This is a genomic window from Nocardia canadensis (assembly GCF_032656385.1).
In the GTDB taxonomy this organism is placed as follows: domain Bacteria; phylum Actinomycetota; class Actinomycetes; order Mycobacteriales; family Mycobacteriaceae; genus Nocardia; species Nocardia canadensis.
Genome location: NZ_JAVCWB010000008.1, coordinates 1,335,548 through 1,352,417, shown reverse-complemented (window position 1 = coordinate 1,352,417; position 16,870 = coordinate 1,335,548). Strand labels below are relative to the sequence as shown.

The window sequence follows — 16,870 nt, the reverse complement described above, 5'->3', positions numbered from 1 at the left end:
GATCAACGGGCCGCTCGGATAGCCGTGTCGGCTGCGTTCCGCGGACCGATCGGTTGCCCCTCCACGGCACTGTGTTATCGAAACGTATTCTGCGCCTGTGAAACTCGCCAACCTCGCCGGCCGGGCCACCCCTGGTCGGCGACGCCGGAGTGGTGGATGTTCACGCCTGCTCCGACGGGCGGCTGCCCTCCGATCCTGACCGGGCAGTCGAGATGCTCGCCGAATTCGAACGCTGGTACCGCCAGGAATGCCCCGATCCGGACCCCACTCACACTGCGGTCAGTTTGGCGGCTGATCCCGCTCCGCTGGGCCCACCGGTGGTGCGGCCCAGCCAGATCTTCGCGATCGGGCTGAATTACGTGGCCCACGCGGCAGAGACCAACCGTCGCCTCCCTACGACACCGCTTGTCTTCACCAAGTTCGCCTCCGCATTGGCCGGCCCAGGCGAAACCATCGCTTTGCCTACGTAGACCTGCGATTGGGAAGTTGAATTGGTAGTAGTCGTGGGCCGCGCCGGTTGCGATATTCCGCGAGCGGATGCGCTGGAGTACGTCGCTGGATACTGTGTCGGGCAAGACATTTCCGAACGACGCGCGCAGATGCTGGTGAGCGGCCCCAGTTCGCAATGGCCAAGAGCCACCGCGGATTCGCGCCGATCGGACCGTGGCTGACCACGCTGGACGAACTCGACGATCCAGGCGACCTGATCATCGAGGCAAGCATCGCTGACCAGAACGTACAGTCCGGACGCACCTCGGACATGATCTTCGACGTCGCCACGCTCGTCAGCTATCTGTCACAGACCTGCGAGCTACGTGCCGGTGATCTGATCTTTACCGGCACGCCCCCCGGTGTGGGGCAATCGCGCACACCTCCACGATTTCTCGCGGCAGAGGATCTGCTCTGCTCCGAGATCGAAGGACTCGGCGGACTGCGTAATCGATTCGTCGACGCATACCCCTGTGATCGGATGTCCATCGCGTCGCCGACGCGGCGGCTCTGAACAAGTGCTGGCGCGGTTCCGCTCGACGAGTAGCTGTTCTAATCCCTGTGTGCAGCCTCGATCGGCGTCGCCGGCGCCGATCGAGGCCGGGTGAGAATTACCGTGGACGCTGAAATAGCCCGGCGAGATGCTCGCCGAGTGTTGTCATGCGGAACGATGGCGAGTAGATCGCCACCGCATCATCGGGCGCGATGGAACCCTGGGTATCCCAGTGGCGAACCAGCGGAATAATCGATGAGAGTCGATGTCCACGCCGGCGGAAGAACGGAAGTGCGGCGAGCGACAGCGCGGAGGTATAGATCAGGTGCTCCAGTTTGCGGACCGGGCGCCAGAGATGACCGCGTTCGCCGCATCGGACTCGGTAGCCGGATCGTTGCGCCGCGCGATCGGGGTCAGGAAGAATCCGCGTTGGCGCCGTCGACTGCGCACGCGAGGTCGTTGGGATTCATCATGCTGCCCGCGATGATGGTCGCCTCGGGGTTTCGATGCGCCAGGGTCTCGGCGTCGCGGGCCAAAAGGCGTACGCGGACACCTTCGGCCAGCAACCCACACACGAAGATCTCAGCCACTCGACCCGAGCATCCGATCGCGGCAATGGTCTTCGTCGGCGCGTTCAACCGATTCCGCCTTTCAGTAGGAGCGGATTCGTGCCGTACCCGCCTTAGAAATGGCTACACTGTATCCGATACTCTGGTACAGTCGATTGTGGTGCAGGTCACCCCCGGCCGCACTCACCCGCAGGTGTTGTCAACACGCGCTCCTCTCGACCAGGAATGCGCCGGACGAGGTCGAAGATCCGGCTTGCGGCCACTCTCGGAGCAGGACAATGAAGGCTGAAAACACCGTCGTTTTTCCCCATCGCCAGACTCGCCGACGGCCTCGGCGCGGCATCGTGGTGATAATCCTGGCAGCGGCCGCGCTCGTTGCGGCCGGAGGTATCCGGTTCGTGCTCTACCCACAGCTGTCGAAACTGTCGGAGGACTTCAAGTCCTCGGTGTCGATGCATGGCGCCATTGAAACTTTCGCCCCGGCCGCGATGGCGTTGGGTCCGCCGGCGCCTGCGCGCGTAGAGCGCGGCCTGGCGGTCGATGCCGTCCACGGCGACACCGCAGTGCTGCATGCGACCACTCGAATCCAGCGGCCCGACGGGGAGTTGAAGACGGAGTTCCGCTACGCCATCGACCGTGCCACGTTCCGCCAGAAGGCGGCTCCGGACGGGGTCGAGGTCACCAACCAGCGGCGCGGTGTCGTGTTGGCTCGATCGATAGGCTCGGATCGGTCCCCGTTTGCGATGTACGACCCCCTCACCGACCGCACTGTTCGCCTAGAACACGTCGGCGACCGTGATGTGCAGGGCCGCAACGGCTTTCAGTTCGAAGGCCTACTTCATGCGCCTCTCGTCAACTCCACGATTCTCGCGCCGATGCGCACCGCGATCGCCAACATGACCACGGTCGGGGACGGCAGCACCATGCCGTTGCTGGCTGTCCAGGCCATCGCGCCACGGCTCCCCTTGGAATACCGCGACCAGGTGCAGAAGATTCTGCCGGAATTGCCCACCGAGGTCATGCTCGCGTACGTATCACACACCATCTACACCGTCGTGCTCGACGAACAACTCAGCGCCCCACTGTTCCTGGCTCAGGACCAAACCACATTGCTGGCAATCAACACCGGATACTCCACCATTCCGATGCTGCCGCTGACGCGGTTGTCGGTGCAGAGCACCCCGGATAGCGTCAGTGATGTCGTGGACACAGTCAGCGCGTTGGGTCGTACCGTCACAACCGTTCGCGATGTCGTCCCTGCCGGTCTGGCTGTCCTCGGTGCGACCGTCCTCGCCTACGCCATGCTAGCCCCGCGCATTCGCCGTCGACGCCGGCACAACCCAGCCTGATCGACTCCGGCACCTACGCCGGTGGCAATGACTTTGTGGGCGCCTCGGCAACGAAGAATCAGGAAGTGCTACCAAATGGTTCGGATAGACGTACATCAGCATCTGATTCCGCCGGTGTACCGGGAAGCGCTGATCAGGCAGGGAATCAGCGCTCCCGGTGGGCGGGAGGTTCCACCATGGTCGCTGGACTCGGCCCGAGGGGTGATGAACGAATTCGGAATGAGTGCGGCGGTGCTGTCCGTTTCGACGCCGGGCACCAGCTTCCTGGCCGATCCGGATGAGGCCGCGGAGCTGGCCCGCGCGGTCAACGACTTCTCCGGTGCCGTCGCTGATCGGGAGCCGGACCGATTCGGGTTCTTCGCGACAGTGCCGATGCCGGACGTGGCCGCGGCGGCAGCGGAGGCGACGCGGGCCATGGACACTCTCGGCGCCGACGGTGTGGTGCTGCTGAGCAACTCGCGGGGTGTCTACATCGGGCAGCATGATCACGATGCGCTGTTTCAGGTACTCGACGAACGTGCGGCCATTGTATTCGTGCATCCGGCCGACGTGCCGGGTCCACCAGTGGCGGGCGTTCCTCCGTTCGCCACCGACTTTCTGCTCGACACGAGTCGCGCCGCCTATCTGCTCGTTCGAAGCGAAGTTCGCCGACGCTACCCCAATATCCGGTTCATCCTCAGTCACGCTGGCGGGTTCGTCCCCTACGCCGCGCACAGGATGGCGCTCGCGATATTCGGTGAGACCGGCCGAAACCCCATCGAAGTGCTCGAGGAGTTCGCCGGCTTCTACTTCGACACCGCGTTGTCCTCGAGCGCGGCGGCGTTGCCGAGCTTGCTGGCCTTCGCCGATCCTGGTCACGTGCTCTACGGCAGTGACTGGCCCTTCGCGCCACAGGCGGCGGTGGCCTGGTTCGACGCAGGTATGCGTGAGTTCGACGACGTCAGCCCGGACGCTCTCGAAGCGATCCATCACGGTAATGCCGCCGCGCTGTTTTCTCGCTTCGGCGGAGAGTCGTTCGCGGTACCGACGGCGCCGTTGTTGACTCGGGCGCGCCGTGAGCTGCGCGATCGCGCCTTCGGAGCGATCGCACGGGTGGCCTCACGGAGGGCCTGACCCGAGTGGGATGCTAGTCGCCGGTCGCCATGAGCAGGTCGGGGCCGACGGGCAGTTCGGGCAGTGGGCCGGAGCTGAGGTGTTGCGCGGATCGCTTGTTCATGCCGAACATGCGCAGGGCTCGATAGGTCATCTGGTCGGCGAGTGCCGCCGCGTCCGCGTCCGGGCTGGCGTCGAGCATTTGGAGCAGCCCAAGCAGCATCCCGCCCGCCGCCATGATGGCCAGGTCGGGATCCATCGGTTCGAAACGCCCGGCTTCCTGGGCGGCGATGATCTCCCGGCGCGCGCGGGGTGCGATGCCCTGGTCGCGCAGAATGACTCCCATGCCGGAATGGAGGACGACGCGCACCATCTCGGGGAGTTGACGTTGCAGCCGCCCGGTCAGCCGGAAGCTGACGGCGAAGATCTCCGCCGGGTCGTCGTAGCGGGCCACGATGTGGTCCCGCATCTCGCTGTACACCTGCAATGCGGACTGCACTGCCTCGTCGAAGAGCTGTTCTTTGGAATCGAAGTGGTTGTAGAAAGAGCCGAAACCGACATCTGCGGCGTCGGTGATCTCCTTGATACTCACCGCTGACCGGCCCTCGGACAGGAACTTTCGTGCCGCGCCGAGCAGTGCGTTGCGCGTGCGTTCTCTGCGGCGATCGGTACGCGTGGGTGTGATCTGTTCGGCGGTCATCTGCCTCCACCTCGGGGTTGCCGCAACAATCATCACTGATCATACATTCAGTGCCGATTTGTACTCACGCACGCCGCGGTGTCTTCTTGTGTTCGTGTAGGACGAGTGATGGTGCGCCGAGCTGTCGACGACCGGATGGTGGGAACGTGCTATCGCGGTTACGCCACATAGACCGAACTCATTGCCTTGGTTGGCAATTAGATCTGTCGGTACAACCGGCCAGGCCGACACGGAAACGCCGCGACCTCACTCATCCGCCTGTCGCGTCCATCGACCGCCGCAGGCCGCGGCTCGGCTTGGGCCGCCTGTCGATGGCGAAGACGTCGCATGCCATGCCTGCCGGACTCGCCGGCGTGATGGTGGCACGCCGGCGCGCTGATTGGCGCGCCATCTGAGCCGAAATATTTTGGTGCACAATAACTGAGGAATTCTGACGGCGATCTGCACTTGCCTGGTGCCGGTCATCGCGCCGGTGTCGGCACTCGATCTGGCCATGCCGAGGCCCGCGGCGGACCCGTCTGTCTCGACGATGTCGCATTCGCTTCTGTGTTTGCGCAGCTGCCTTCGGACTCTGTTGCCGGACTTTACGATCCATAGAACTCGTCAAGCAAGGGCTGAATCGCGGATTCCGCGTCGAGAGCGGGGTCCAGAGCGGCAGCTGACCGCAGCGCCGCGCCTGTCAGTTCGATCAGACGTTCGACCACTGCTTCCACGGGGAACGGCTCATCGTTCTGAAGCCAATACACGGCCGCTTCGTCGATCGCGCCGACAACCGACCGAAGCATCATGCGCAGCGCCTGGTTCTGCGGGTCGAGGCCCAGTAGTAGAATCCAGGCTTCGATAGTCTGCCAGCGCCCTGCTTCCAGCAGCTCCCATGCCTCGGGGTCTGCGCCACGACCGCCGAGCACCAGGCGCAATGCGAGCCCTCGATGAGCGGCCAGATATCGGAACTGAGCAGTGAAGGCACTGCGAAGCTGTTCGACCGGGGATATGCCGGGGCGCAGTGTATGGGTCTTCAAAACACGATTCGATGTGTCCCGTACCGCCTCCAAGTAGAGGCCCCGCTTGGTGCCGAAGTAGTGGAACACCAACCCGTGGGCGGCGTCGGCGGCCTGGCAGATATCCGCCACGGCAACCTCGTCGTACGTGCGCTCCGCGAACTGTTCGACCGCCGCGTCGATGAGCCGCTGCCGAGTTTCGGCGGCTTGCGCAGCCCGTGCGGTCAGCCGGGCGCCATCGGTCCTGCTCGCCATCTTGCCCTCCGTTGCCGCACGGCCCATTGGGTCGATAGTGCATCGCCACCAGGCATAGAGCAAGTTGATGCGAAGTCATTGACTTTGAATCAACGAGATGGCTACGCTGCTGCCAGCCCCATGATGTGACCCGGCTCACCTGGAGGGATAGTGGCTCTGGAAAAACCAGACTCGGGACGCGAGCGTGACTCGCCCTGGCTCGAATCGGGCAACCGTGACCGTCGGCTCTCAGTTGTCATGTAGACGGCTATCGACCTGCTGCGACTGCGCGCTCGCTCGAGTACCGAACGGGCGGCATGTCAGTGTGGCGCACAACCCAGTCGTGGCCGCCGGTTCGGAATTGGCCACAACTGTGATCACCGCACGCTACCTGGAGAAGAATGAACACCTTGAGAACTGTGGGTCTGAGCGGCTTGAGGATATTTTCGCGCAACGAGAAGTCGGCGCCGTCGATCCGGAACAATGCAGAGAACAGTAAAGGCGCCGCTGACATAGTCGTCGATGTGCTCTTCGAGGGAGCCGCGGTCGTGAGTCCTCGAGGTCGGTCATGACATTCGACGTTGCCGTGATCGGCCTGGGCCCGGTCGGAGAGTTGGCGGCGCTACTTCTGGCGCGCGCGGGCCTGAAAGTGCTCGCATTGGAGCGGGAGGGTGATGTCTACCCTAATCCCCGGGTCGGAGTGCTCGACGGTGAAGCCCTGCGCACGCTGCAAAAGGCGGGAGTGTACGAACGCGCCGCCAGTGACATGCTCCTCGGGGCGGGCGCCCAGTGGGTCTCGGCTCGTGGCAAGGTCGTTGCGACAACGCTGCCCACGGAGCAGCCTCAAGGACACCCGTGGATATCGGCGATATATCAGCCGTTGCTGGATGAGCAACTGCGGGCGGCCTTGGCGGGTTACCCGCACGCTGAGATCCGTCTGGGTCACCAGCTCACAGGTTTGACACAGGACGACGACGGCGTCGAGCTGGTATTTCGTCACGTCGACGGCGCCGCTGCGCACGCACGTGCACGCTTTGTCATCGGCTGCGACGGCGCAAAGAGCGCGACCCGTGACGCGGTCGGGGTCCGGCTGGTCGGATCCGAGTACACGGATACCTGGCTCATCGTCGATGCGAAGCTGCCAGAGCCGATTGCACATGTTCCCTATTTCCAGATGACGCTGGACCCGATGGCCCCTTCCCTGACTGGTCGACTCGCCGCGGGAGGGCACCGCTGGGAACGAAGGGTGATGCCATGGGAGGATCGCGATGAGATTCTGACGCCGGATGCCGCACGACGAGTGATCGCTGAGGATATCGATCCGGATACTGCGGAGATCCTGCGTCATCTCATCTATACCTTCCAAGCCAAGACCGCTGAGCGCTGGAGGGTCGGGAGGGTCCTGCTGTGCGGGGATGCTGCACATCTGATGCCTCCAATGATCGGACAGGGGCTGAACTCGGGAATCCGCGACGTGACGAATCTGACCTGGAAGATTGCAGCTGTTGTGAATGACGGTGCGCCACTACGCATCCTCGAGACCTATGAGGCCGAGCGTCGACCGCACGCCGACGCCATAACCAAGATGTCGGTCCGAGCTGGTCGACTGGTCACCCTGCGATCGCGTTCGGCAGCGACGATTCGTGATGCGACGGGCGGGGCACTCGTGCGTATCCCGCCATTTCGCGAACGCGTTCGTCAAGGCCGGTGGCGGCCGCCGGCCCGATATCGACGCGGCTTGCTTCTCGGATCGACTTCATCGCGTTCGTCGGTCGGCCGCTTGTTCCCCCAGCCGCTCGTGCGAACTTTCAGCGGAACACAACATCGGCTCGACGATATTGCAGGCTCTGGGTGGCGAATCATCGGCTGGGAAGCCGATCCGCGCGAAGCACTGTCAGAATTCGGCCGGCACATCGCGGACGACGTCCTCCACGCAACCTTCGTGACACTCATCTCGCCAGGGCAACGTCCTATCCATGGTGATGCGGCGCGGGAGATCCTGGAAGACCTCGACGAAGGCGCCCGCCCGTACTTCAAGCGACAGCCGTTCGTTGTGCTCCGTCCTGACCACTATGTCTGCGCCAATCCCTCATCGATCGAGTTGGACAGTGCTGTTCGAGAGTTGGTGCGGCACATATCGAATGAATCGGGAAGCAATGGTTTGCGGTCGCATACTGGTTCGTTCGATCGAACCGGTACCTGAGAATTGGATCCCGACTCCGCGGATGTCGCTTCGAGCCCGCGGGTTCCGGGGTTTGTTCCCGGCTATCCGGACGATTCCGTCGAGCAGCCGAGGTGTCCCGCGAGGTTGATCTCGAACCGGAGGGGGCCGGTATCGCTGCCGCTACGACCACACGGGTCGACCTCTCCGCGTTCGGTTTCATCCGATCGGGGTGGTCGGTCCGGCCGGGCGACGCCGAGATCCGCCGAGACCTCGCCCCGGTGCGCCCGGAAACGCTGATGCGGGTTGTTCAGTGGGGGAGGTGCCGATGGTGTTCGGCGAGGGTGTCCAGGCCGAAGTCACCGACTGGGTCGCGCCAGACCGAGTGTGCGTGGTTGGCGTGGCGTTGGGTGTTGTCGTACTCGATGAGCACACGTGGACCTTGGATGCGGTAGTAGTGCGGCTGCCCTGCCGTTGTGGCACCGGCCCATCCGAAATGGACTTCATCCAGAACGGTGTCGCGGGCGTAATGGGCGCTGTGACGATGTGCGATGGGCTCGGGTGCGCGGCCGGTGTAGAGCTCGATCAGCGTGCGCAGGAGTGTGCGTTGCGCGGAGTCGAGTTCGCTCGCGCGAATTCCCTTGGGTACCTAAGTGATTGCCAACGTTTCGTGGTCGGCCTGACTGTAGCCGCTCGCGTTTTCCGCGCGGCGGTCGATGTCGTCGACGAGTGCGGTGAGTGCGGGGTCGTCGAACTGGCCACGCCAGAGGTCTTGCATGTGCATCATGGTGTCGCCGTGGCTGATCCGCGCTCGATTGCCCGAGACGATGTCAGAGATCGCCGAGCGATGCAGCAGCCCCCTTCGCCACTGTTCGCCGCTCAACGACCTTGCCAGTTCCCTGGCCACTTCCTCCAGTCCCGCCAGTGGACGCAGGGTCGAGCCGAGGAGCACGGTGGTGGCAGGGTCGGCACCGAGGAAGTTGGGTGTGGTGGCGACGGTGCGTCCACCGACGATGAGGTTGTTGATCGAAATGTGGTGTCCGCCCAGACGCCATCCCCAGACGGTGTCGCCGGGCTGACCGAATACCCGCAGCCAGAAGAGCTGCGGGTCGCGTCCGCGTTCGCGTCCCCAGTGCACTCGCCAGCCTTCGACATGGTCGAGGACGTTCTCGAGCCCCATGACGGTGGCGACGGTAGCGTAGCCGGCGGCGGAGAGCCCGGTGGCCAGCAGTTGCATGGCCAGGCTTTGCTGGCTGGGGGTCTGCTCGCGCAACGACAGGCCGCCGTGGTCGGTCGGGGTGTAGAACCAGCGAAGGCGTTCGGTCTCGGAGTCGGGCGTCAGGGCGGGGCCGAACTGCGCGGTTTCACGCTGCCCGGGGGTGAGCGAGCTGAGCCAAGCGTCGGCGGCGGCCGCCATCGCGACCGCGACGTCGGGCTCAGTCGGTGACATCGAGCATGACCTTCATGGCGTTGTCGGTGCGGGCGGTGTAGGTCTCGAAGGCTTCCGCGATCGCTTCGAGTGGAAAATGGTGTGTCACCAGTTCTCGGGTGCGCAGGCGCCCTCGGCTGGCGAGCGACACTGCGCGCGCGACCGACCTGGCGCCTTCGCCGCGGACAGAACGCAGCGAGATACCGTTCATGACCGCGTGATTGAGGTTCGCGGTGACGGGTTGGTCGAAGAAGCCGACAAGCACGACGGTGCCGGAACGTTTGGTCATGGCCAGGGCGGTATCGACCGCGGCCGGAGCGCCGGAGCATTCGAGAACGATGTCGGCGCCGTGCCCGCCGGTGGCCGCACGCACAGCGGCAACAACATCGACCTCGCCGGTGTTGAGTATGGTGTCGGCGCCGAATTCGGCTCCGATGTCCAAGCGGCCGGGGCGGGTGCCGATCAGCATGACCGGCTGAGCACCGAGTTCGCGGGCGACCTGAACGCCGAGCAGTCCGATCGGGCCGGGGCCGATGATCGCGACGCTGGCGCCGACGATCAGCGAGTCCAGCACGTCGAAGGCATGCATGACCGTCCCCACGGTAGTGAGTACGACGGCAGCGTCGAAATCGACGTTGTCGGGCAGTTTGGTCAGTGTGGAGACCGGGTTGGCGACGTACTGTGCGAAGCCGCCGTTGACCGTCATCCCCTGGGTGCTGTGACCTTTGTCGTGGTTGCCATAGTTCAGGCAGTCGGTGTATGCACCGCACAGGCAATTGGCGCAGCGCATGCAGCCTCGGTGGGCTTCGGTGACGACCCGGTCCCCGACGGTGAATTCGTCCACACTGTCGCCGACAGCGGCGACGACTCCGGCGTACTCGTGGCCCGGGACGAAGGTGTACGGCATCGGCCCACCGTCGGGAAAGAACGTGCGGCTACGAATCTTGACATCGGTGCCGCAGAGCGAGGCGCGGTGCACACGCACCAGCACCTCGTCGGCCGCGATGTGCGGAACGGGCAGTTCGCGTGTGGTGATCACGCCCGCCTCGCCCAGTACCGCTGCCAGCATTGTTTTCGGAACCGACATCCGTAGGCCTCCTGGTCTAATCGATGAATTTTTCCAATGTATGGCCACGGACGGTCTTGTGTCTAAATATCGAGATGCGTGGAAATCGTGTGCACTCGTCTGTGGAGCCTGCGTGAACAGGGCGTATAAGAATTATCTATAGGTGGCTTCGAATATTCGACCTGGCTGGTTCGGTGTACCCGGTGTTACTTTCGATCGAAATATCGGACCCGCCGATCGGTTCGACGCGAAATAGGAGAATTTGCGAATGGATCTGGGAATTTCGGGTCGCACGGCTTTGGTTCTCGGTGGCGGAGGCGGCATCGGGGGTGCGGTCGCGGTGGCGCTGGCTGCCGAGGGGGTCGCGGTCGTGGTGGCCGACATCGACCGCGGCGCCGCCGAACGTACTGTCGAAGCGGTCGCTCGCTCTGGCGGGGTCGGGTTGGCGTTGGGATGGGATCTGAGCGATCTGTCGGTGATCGAAGCCAACGCCGCTGTGATCGAGAACGAGTTGGCTCCCGTCGACATCCTGGTCAACAACACCGGTGGTCCGCCGCCAGCTCCGGTCACCGGCCAGTCCGTGCAGGTATGGCAACGCTACTTCGCATCGATGGTGCTCCCGGTCATTGCGATCACCGACCATCTCGTGCCGGGGATGCGAGCCCGCGGCTGGGGGCGGGTGATCACCAGTACCAGTTCTGGTGTGCTGGCTCCGATTCCGAACCTGGGACTGTCCAACACTCTGCGTTCGAGCTTGCTGGGCTGGTCGAAAACTCTCGCTCGGGAAGTTGCCGCTGACGGCGTGACCGCGAATGTGATCGTGCCCGGGCGGATCGGGACCGGGCGCACCGACTTCCTCGACCGAGCCAAAGCCGAACGGGAAACCAAAACCGTCGAGCAGGTCTACGCCGAGAGCGTGGCCACGATTCCTGCTGGGCGCTACGGCGATCCGGGTGAGTACGCGGCCGCGGTGACCTTCCTGGCCGGCGTTCCCGCCGCCTATATCAACGGATCGGTGCTGCGCGTCGATGGCGGACTGATCGCGGGCATCTGAGTCCCTGATCGACATCACCTCTGGCACAGAAGGATTACTCATGGCTGTTCTGACTCGCGATACTGCCGGCGTCTTCGCGATTGCGCCGACACCGTTCCACAGCGACGGTGAGATCGACTACGCCTCGCTCGGACGACTGCTCGAGTTCTACGAATCGGCCGGGGTGAGCGGTGTGACCGTGCTGGGCCAGATGGGTGAGGCTCCGAAGCTGTCCCACACCGAATCCAGCGCGCTGGTCTCGTTCGTCTTGGACAAGACCGCTCTACCGGTCGTCGTCGGGGTCTCGGCCCCGGGATACGCCCCCATGCGCGCGCTCAGTGACCAGGCCATGGCGGCCGGCGCTGCCGGTGTCATGGTCGCTCCGCCGAATACGCTGCGTACCGACGATCAGATCGTGAGCTACTACCAGGGTGTGGCGGAGGCATTGGGGGAGTCGGTGCCTCTGGTATTGCAGGACTATCCGCTCTCGTTCTCGGTGGTCATGACCCCAGCAGTGATCGCGCGCATCGCTACGACTGTGTCGTCCTGCGTGATGCTCAAGCACGAAGACTGGCCAGGCTTGGAGAAGATCTCGACCCTGCGCCGCCTCGAACAAGAATCGGCGATGCCACGGCTGTCGATCCTGTGCGGCAACGGTGGACTCTTTCTGGACTTCGAGACCGAGCGCGGTGCCGATGGCGCCATGACTGGATACTGTGTGCCCGAACTGCTCGTCGATGTCGTCGCTCTGACGGCCGCAGGCCATCGCGAGGATGCCCACGACCTGTTCGACGCCCACCTTCCATTGTTGCGTTACGAGCAGCAGCCCGGTATCGGCCTGGCGGTACGGAAGTACGTGATGACCCGACGCGGGCTGCTGACAAGCGATACTCAGCGCGCGCCACGGCCTGTCCTCTCGACCTCCGCGCGCGCCGAGGTCGACTTCCTGCTGGAACGACTGGCCCGGCGCGACAAGCGCGTCAAACTCGTCAGCTGAGCTCCGGTCGGGCACGATCGATAGCCACACTCCCGGGGCGTCGCCGATGAGAGGAGCCCGCGCCAGGCATGCAGTTGCGTCAGCTGGAATATCTTGTCTCGATTTGGGACAGTGGCTCGTTCAGCGCGGCCGCGGGCGAGTTGTTCGTGTCGCAGCCCTCGCTGTCCCAACAAATCCGCACCCTGGAGAAGGAGCTGGGCGCTCCGCTGCTCGAGCGAGGCCGACACGGGCTGTCGTTGACGCCTGCCGGCCGGGTTCTGATTCCTTTGGCGCGCAAGATACTGGCCGAAGTCGCCACCGCGGAGCAGGCGATTGCGCAGGTGCTCACGGGCGCCGGTGGGGACGTCCATGTACTCACGGTGCGCTCGGTCGCTGCGGGAATCCTGCCGCCGAGCGCTGCGCGCTGGCATACACGATTCCCGGATGCGGTACTGCGGTTACACGACTATTCCCATCGCCGTGACCTCGAGGCTGCCACCCGCGCGGGTCACGGCGATCTGACGGTGGGACCTCGACCTCAGGACTGGGACGGACCGATCGTGTCGCTGGGATTCGAAGAGCTGGTCGTCGTCGGCCCGCAAGTCCACGCCCCAGGTGCGCGTGTGGATGCCCGGGAACTGGCCAGCGCCCCATGGGTGCTGTATGAGCCCGAGCAGGGAATGAGTGAGATCATCGATTGGCTTTGCGCGAGTATGGGTTTCGTCGCACATGCGGTCGCGCGCACTGGCCAGGTCGCAGCAGGACTGTCTTTCGCTGTGGAAGGCCTCGGCGTCACTCTCGCCCCCGCCAATGCCGTGCCCGGCGGCTGGAGTGAGCACGCACGCCGCGTCGGGCCGGGAGTTTTCCGCGAAATCGTCGCCTACAGCCGGCAAGAGCCGCCTGCACTGGCTCAACGCTATCGCGAGCTCCTGAGCGAGATCGAACTACCGCTGACCCGGGAGAACGATGTCCCCGCGCGCGCCTTGCGCTGCTGACCGAGTTGCCGGAAGGCATCCTGGCAGGCATTCAACGGCTCGAGGGCGAAGGATCAGTGGATGGCGTGGGCAATCAAGTCCGTAGGTGATCGGTGTGGCGGATCCTGCACCGGAACGGATCTGTGAGTGTGTGACGCGGTGTCAGCGCGGTAGATCGCACGGAGGGCATAGCAGCCGGTGGAATGCCGTAGACCACCTGCTGCCCCGGACGGGCCGAGTGTGGGTGTGGGATCCCTGTGTGGAAGCGGCGGACGGGCACCGCCGGGCCGACAACACAGTGCCCGTCCGCGTCGCCTCAGAACGCGGCTTCGTCGAGCTCCATGATCGAGCCGTCGATATCGGCGATCACTGCGCGATCGGCATTGAGACGGGGCAGCACGGTGCGCGCGAAGAACGACGCGACCGCGATCTTGCCCTCGTAGAATGCCTTGTCCGCGGTGGCGGAACTGAGCGCCGCAGTCGCGGTTTCGGCGGCTACAAGCAGGCGCCAGTCCACGAGCAGGTCACCCACGGCGAGCAGGAAGCGCACCGACTCGAGGCCGACCTCATAGAGCTGGGCGGAATCGGCGCTGGAGGCCAGCAGGTGCCCGGTCAGCGTCGCTGCCATGGCCTGCACGTTTTCGAGCGCGCTCAGCAGCAGGGCCCGCTCGGCCTTCAGCTCAGCACTGCCGGAGTCGGTTTTGGCGGTGGAGCGAACCTGGTCGGCGATATGGGTCAGGGCCACGCCCTGGTCGCGGGCGATCTTGCGGAAGTAGAAGTCTTGCGCCTGAATGGCGGTCGTGCCCTCGTACAGGGAGTCGATCTTGGCATCGAGGATGTACTGCTCGATGGGGTAGTCCTGCAGGAACCCCGACCCGCCGAAGATCTGCAGGGATTCGGTGAGGTGCTGGTAGGCCTGCTCGGAGCCGACGCCCTTGACGATGGGCAACAGCAAGTCGTTGACGCGGGCGGCCAGCGCGGGGTCGGCGCCGGAGACGGCGTGGGTGGTGACCGGGTCCTGGTGGGCCGCGGTGTAGAGGTAGATCGCGCGGAGGCCCTCGGAGTAGGCCTTCTGCAGCATGAGCGAACGCCGTACGTCTGGGTGGTGGGTGATGGTGACCTTGGGGGCGGTCTCGCCGGTCATCTGGGTCAGGTCCGCGCCCTGCACACGGGTCTTGGCGTAATCGAGGGCGTTGCGATACCCGGTCGACAGCGTCGCGATGGCCTTCACTCCGACCATCATGCGCGCTTCCTCGATCACCTCGAACATCTGCGCAATGCCGTTGTGTACCTCGCCTACCAGCCAGCCCTTGGCGGGAATGCCGTGGCCACCGAAGGTCAGCTCGCAGGTGGCTGAGGCTTTCAGGCCCATCTTGTGCTCGACGTTGGTGACGAAAACGCCGTTGCGGTCCCCGATTGCGCCGGATTCGGGGTCGAAGTGGAACTTCGGGACCAGGAACAGGCTCAACCCCTTGGTTCCGGGCCCGGCGCCTTCGGGGCGGGCCAGGGCCTGGTGGATGATGTTGCCGAAAAGGTCGTCGGAGTCGGCGGAGGTAATGAAGCGTTTCACGCCTTCGATGTGCCAGGATCCGTCTTCTTGTTCCACGGCCTTCGTGCGGCCCGCGCCGACATCGGAGCCGGCGTCGGGCTCGGTGAGCACCATCGTTGCGCCCCAATTGTGTTCGACAGCGAGACGCGCCCAGGAGCGCTGCTCGTCGGTGCCGATCCGGTCGACGATGTCTGCCCATGGTGGGGCCGGACAGGTACATGTAGGCGGCTGGCTGGGCACCGAGCAGGAGCTCGTGGATCGCCCAGGACACCATCCTGGGGGCGGGGATGCCGCCGATCTGTTCGGACTTGGCGACCCGCCACCATTCGGCGTCCACTTCGCAGCAATTGCAGGTGGGCTCAGATTCCAGCGCCGATTCGTACCGCGGCACCGCCCGAATCACTACGTGCTGGGTCTGTGTCATGCCTGCTCGAGGGCCTCGAACCTGACTCACTCCGTTCGGGCGTCTCACCGTCACGCGAAGCTGCCGCCACCTGTCCCGTTCTGCATGTATGCCTGCCGATGGGCGCGAACCTGCGACCGACTGCCCGCGACCGCAGCGGCTGCTCTCACTGCAAACCCACGACCGGCAGTTCTCGGTCTTCAATGTGGTTGGCGTACTGGCTGATTCCCCCTCCGGCCACGTTCTTTCCGCACACGGATGGAGTCGCTTCGGCGAACACCATCCGTGTGTTTTCGTTGTAGGTCGGTTTCAAGCCGAGTTCCCGATACGCGCGATGCTTGTCGTCGGGATCGGCTCGGCGTAGGACAGACAGCGGGCAGGCTACTCGAGGGGTCGATCAGGCACTTGATCTCCTGCCCGATCATCGGTACGTGTTCGGAAACGCGCCGATCCGACTCCGGTATTCGGCTCCCGATCATCTGCTTCTCGGTGAGCAGCAGCCGCCGCCGCCTCGGCTTCGGGATTGCGCCATGGTTTGGTGCTCTCGAGTATCGCCAACGGCTGCTCGATCTGTCCGGGTGTGTAAACCTGCGCCAGCCGCAGGTCGAGATGGTCGACGATCTGTTCTTCGCGCAGACAGACGGTCGGGGAATGGTCGATCTTGTTGGCGCGCATAGGGACGGGTATCGGCTGGCCCCGCGATGTCCGCAGCTATGTGGCGTTGCAGAGCACACCCAAACGATTGGTTTGTCCCGCTCGGGCGGTGATGGGCCCGGGGCGATCTCGGGGGCGAGTGTCACCTGGCCGATGCTGCCCCGCGTCGCGTTCCCGGATTCCTCGAACGACGGCTAGGACTCGAGCGGGTGCTGTCACCGTTGTTACTGCATGTGGATTTGCCGCTCAGCAAGTCCTGTTAGTGCTCGGAGTGTCGAACATTCAGCGTGTGTCAGAGCTTGTGCGCGGCCGACTATCCAATCATGAACGCCCCGACTCGTCTTGCGAGTGTGGGGCGTTCGGCGTTGGGGCTCGAGGGCGGGGGAGCTGGGATCGGCGAATGCCGTCGGCCTCAGGTCTGTCGAGCACGCAGGCACGGCGGTGGAGGTCTGGCCGCCGATGAGCATCCTCGTCCGACGACCCTGACGACCCCGCGTACGCTCGTGTGCCACCGTGGCTGGGGGACCGACCATCCAGATGAATGCCGCCCGGTCGATATAGATGCCGACTCTGGGTGCACCTACGGTCACCGAGGCGGCGACGCCATCTTCGGGCACTGCGCGCCAGTGTCGAACGATGTCACCGGCCAGCCGATCCGGGTCGACGCCGGGCCGGGTGAGGATGGGCATGGGCGGCGCTCC

At 64.5% G+C, this 16,870-nt stretch carries 13 protein-coding genes and 2 pseudogenes; 7 read left to right on the top strand and 8 right to left on the bottom strand.

The features are described 5' to 3' along the window. Positions 1-212: 212 nt before the first annotated feature. Positions 213-1,003 (top strand): annotated as a pseudogene (locus tag Q7X29_RS33110) (fumarylacetoacetate hydrolase family protein). A gap of 392 nt (positions 1,004-1,395) precedes the next feature. On the opposite strand, the gene Q7X29_RS20115 reads toward Q7X29_RS33110, so the two are convergent. Beyond that, positions 1,396-1,620: an NAD(P)H-binding protein gene (locus tag Q7X29_RS20115; protein WP_316575031.1), complete on the bottom strand. Its 225-nt coding sequence runs from the start codon at positions 1,618-1,620 to the stop codon at positions 1,396-1,398. A gap of 209 nt (positions 1,621-1,829) precedes the next feature. On the opposite strand from Q7X29_RS20115, the gene Q7X29_RS20110 reads away from it, so the two are divergent. Further along, positions 1,830-2,900: a porin PorA family protein gene (locus Q7X29_RS20110; protein ID WP_316575030.1), complete on the top strand. Its 1,071-nt coding sequence runs from the start codon at positions 1,830-1,832 to the stop codon at positions 2,898-2,900. 75 nt (positions 2,901-2,975) lie between these two features. After that, on the top strand, positions 2,976-4,013 hold the full coding sequence (locus tag Q7X29_RS20105; RefSeq protein ID WP_316575392.1) for an amidohydrolase family protein: 1,038 nt from the start codon (positions 2,976-2,978) through the stop codon (positions 4,011-4,013). A gap of 13 nt (positions 4,014-4,026) precedes the next feature. On the opposite strand, the gene Q7X29_RS20100 is transcribed toward Q7X29_RS20105, so the two are convergent. Further along, entirely contained in the window at positions 4,027-4,692 is a 666-nt protein-coding gene (locus Q7X29_RS20100; protein WP_316575029.1) for a TetR/AcrR family transcriptional regulator, read from the bottom strand. Positions 4,693-5,276: 584 nt separating this feature from the next. Beyond that, complete coding sequence (locus tag Q7X29_RS20095) at positions 5,277-5,945, bottom strand: TetR/AcrR family transcriptional regulator (RefSeq protein WP_316575028.1); 669 nt, start codon at positions 5,943-5,945, stop codon at positions 5,277-5,279. Between the two features lie 547 nt (positions 5,946-6,492). Here Q7X29_RS20095 and Q7X29_RS20090 point away from each other — a divergent pair. Next, complete coding sequence (locus Q7X29_RS20090) at positions 6,493-8,127, top strand: bifunctional 3-(3-hydroxy-phenyl)propionate/3-hydroxycinnamic acid hydroxylase (protein WP_316575027.1); 1,635 nt, start codon at positions 6,493-6,495, stop codon at positions 8,125-8,127. Positions 8,128-8,395: 268 nt separating this feature from the next. Here Q7X29_RS20090 and Q7X29_RS33105 read toward each other — a convergent pair whose 3' ends face one another. The 3 genes from Q7X29_RS33105 to Q7X29_RS20080 are packed head-to-tail and all read right to left on the bottom strand — an operon-like array spanning position 8,396 to position 10,583. Next, complete coding sequence (locus tag Q7X29_RS33105; RefSeq protein WP_394358723.1) at positions 8,396-8,722, bottom strand: DUF3500 domain-containing protein; 327 nt, start codon at positions 8,720-8,722, stop codon at positions 8,396-8,398. Between the two features lie 12 nt (positions 8,723-8,734). Then, positions 8,735-9,502: a DUF3500 domain-containing protein gene (locus Q7X29_RS20085; RefSeq protein WP_316575026.1), complete on the bottom strand. Its 768-nt coding sequence runs from the start codon at positions 9,500-9,502 to the stop codon at positions 8,735-8,737. 19 nt (positions 9,503-9,521) lie between these two features. Beyond that, a complete protein-coding gene (locus Q7X29_RS20080) occupies positions 9,522-10,583 on the bottom strand; it encodes a zinc-dependent alcohol dehydrogenase (protein ID WP_316575391.1) in 1,062 nt (353 codons plus the stop codon). A 265-nt stretch (positions 10,584-10,848) separates the two neighbouring features. Here Q7X29_RS20080 and Q7X29_RS20075 point away from each other — a divergent pair, with 265 nt between their 5' ends. From Q7X29_RS20075 to Q7X29_RS20065, 3 genes are all read left to right on the top strand, one after another. Further along, positions 10,849-11,634: an SDR family oxidoreductase gene (locus Q7X29_RS20075; protein WP_316575025.1), complete on the top strand. Its 786-nt coding sequence runs from the start codon at positions 10,849-10,851 to the stop codon at positions 11,632-11,634. Between the two features lie 40 nt (positions 11,635-11,674). Then, entirely contained in the window at positions 11,675-12,610 is a 936-nt protein-coding gene (locus Q7X29_RS20070) for a dihydrodipicolinate synthase family protein (RefSeq protein WP_316575024.1), read from the top strand. 68 nt (positions 12,611-12,678) lie between these two features. Next, on the top strand, positions 12,679-13,584 hold the full coding sequence (locus tag Q7X29_RS20065) for a LysR family transcriptional regulator (protein WP_316575023.1): 906 nt from the start codon (positions 12,679-12,681) through the stop codon (positions 13,582-13,584). 295 nt (positions 13,585-13,879) lie between these two features. Here the strand turns inward: Q7X29_RS20065 and Q7X29_RS20060 are convergent. Both Q7X29_RS20060 and Q7X29_RS20055 read right to left on the bottom strand, forming a co-directional pair. Next, a pseudogene (locus Q7X29_RS20060) lies at positions 13,880-15,446 on the bottom strand (acyl-CoA dehydrogenase); the annotation flags it as partial. A gap of 450 nt (positions 15,447-15,896) precedes the next feature. Beyond that, positions 15,897-16,190 (bottom strand): hypothetical protein, encoded by a 294-nt coding sequence (locus Q7X29_RS20055; RefSeq protein ID WP_316575022.1) that lies wholly within the window; start codon positions 16,188-16,190, stop codon positions 15,897-15,899. Positions 16,191-16,870: the final 680 nt, after the last annotated feature.

Bases quoted from the DNA above. Each gene is read 5' to 3' on its own strand.
- Q7X29_RS20070 (WP_316575024.1), top strand. From the start codon at position 11,675: ATGGCTGTTCTGACTCGCGATACTGCCGGCGTCTTCGCGATTGCGCCG.
- Q7X29_RS20105 (WP_316575392.1), top strand. From the start codon at position 2,976: ATGGTTCGGATAGACGTACATCAGCATCTGATTCCGCCGGTGTACCGG.
- Q7X29_RS20065 (WP_316575023.1), top strand. From the start codon at position 12,679: ATGCAGTTGCGTCAGCTGGAATATCTTGTCTCGATTTGGGACAGTGGC.
- Q7X29_RS20100 (WP_316575029.1), bottom strand. From the start codon at position 4,692: ATGACCGCCGAACAGATCACACCCACGCGTACCGATCGCCGCAGAGAA.
- Q7X29_RS20055 (WP_316575022.1), bottom strand. From the start codon at position 16,190: ATGCGCGCCAACAAGATCGACCATTCCCCGACCGTCTGTCTGCGCGAA.
- Q7X29_RS20080 (WP_316575391.1), bottom strand. From the start codon at position 10,583: ATGCTGGCAGCGGTACTGGGCGAGGCGGGCGTGATCACCACACGCGAA.
- Q7X29_RS20075 (WP_316575025.1), top strand. From the start codon at position 10,849: ATGGATCTGGGAATTTCGGGTCGCACGGCTTTGGTTCTCGGTGGCGGA.
- Q7X29_RS20090 (WP_316575027.1), top strand. From the start codon at position 6,493: ATGACATTCGACGTTGCCGTGATCGGCCTGGGCCCGGTCGGAGAGTTG.
- Q7X29_RS20095 (WP_316575028.1), bottom strand. From the start codon at position 5,945: ATGGCGAGCAGGACCGATGGCGCCCGGCTGACCGCACGGGCTGCGCAA.
- Q7X29_RS20085 (WP_316575026.1), bottom strand. From the start codon at position 9,502: ATGGCGGCCGCCGCCGACGCTTGGCTCAGCTCGCTCACCCCCGGGCAG.
- Q7X29_RS20110 (WP_316575030.1), top strand. From the start codon at position 1,830: ATGAAGGCTGAAAACACCGTCGTTTTTCCCCATCGCCAGACTCGCCGA.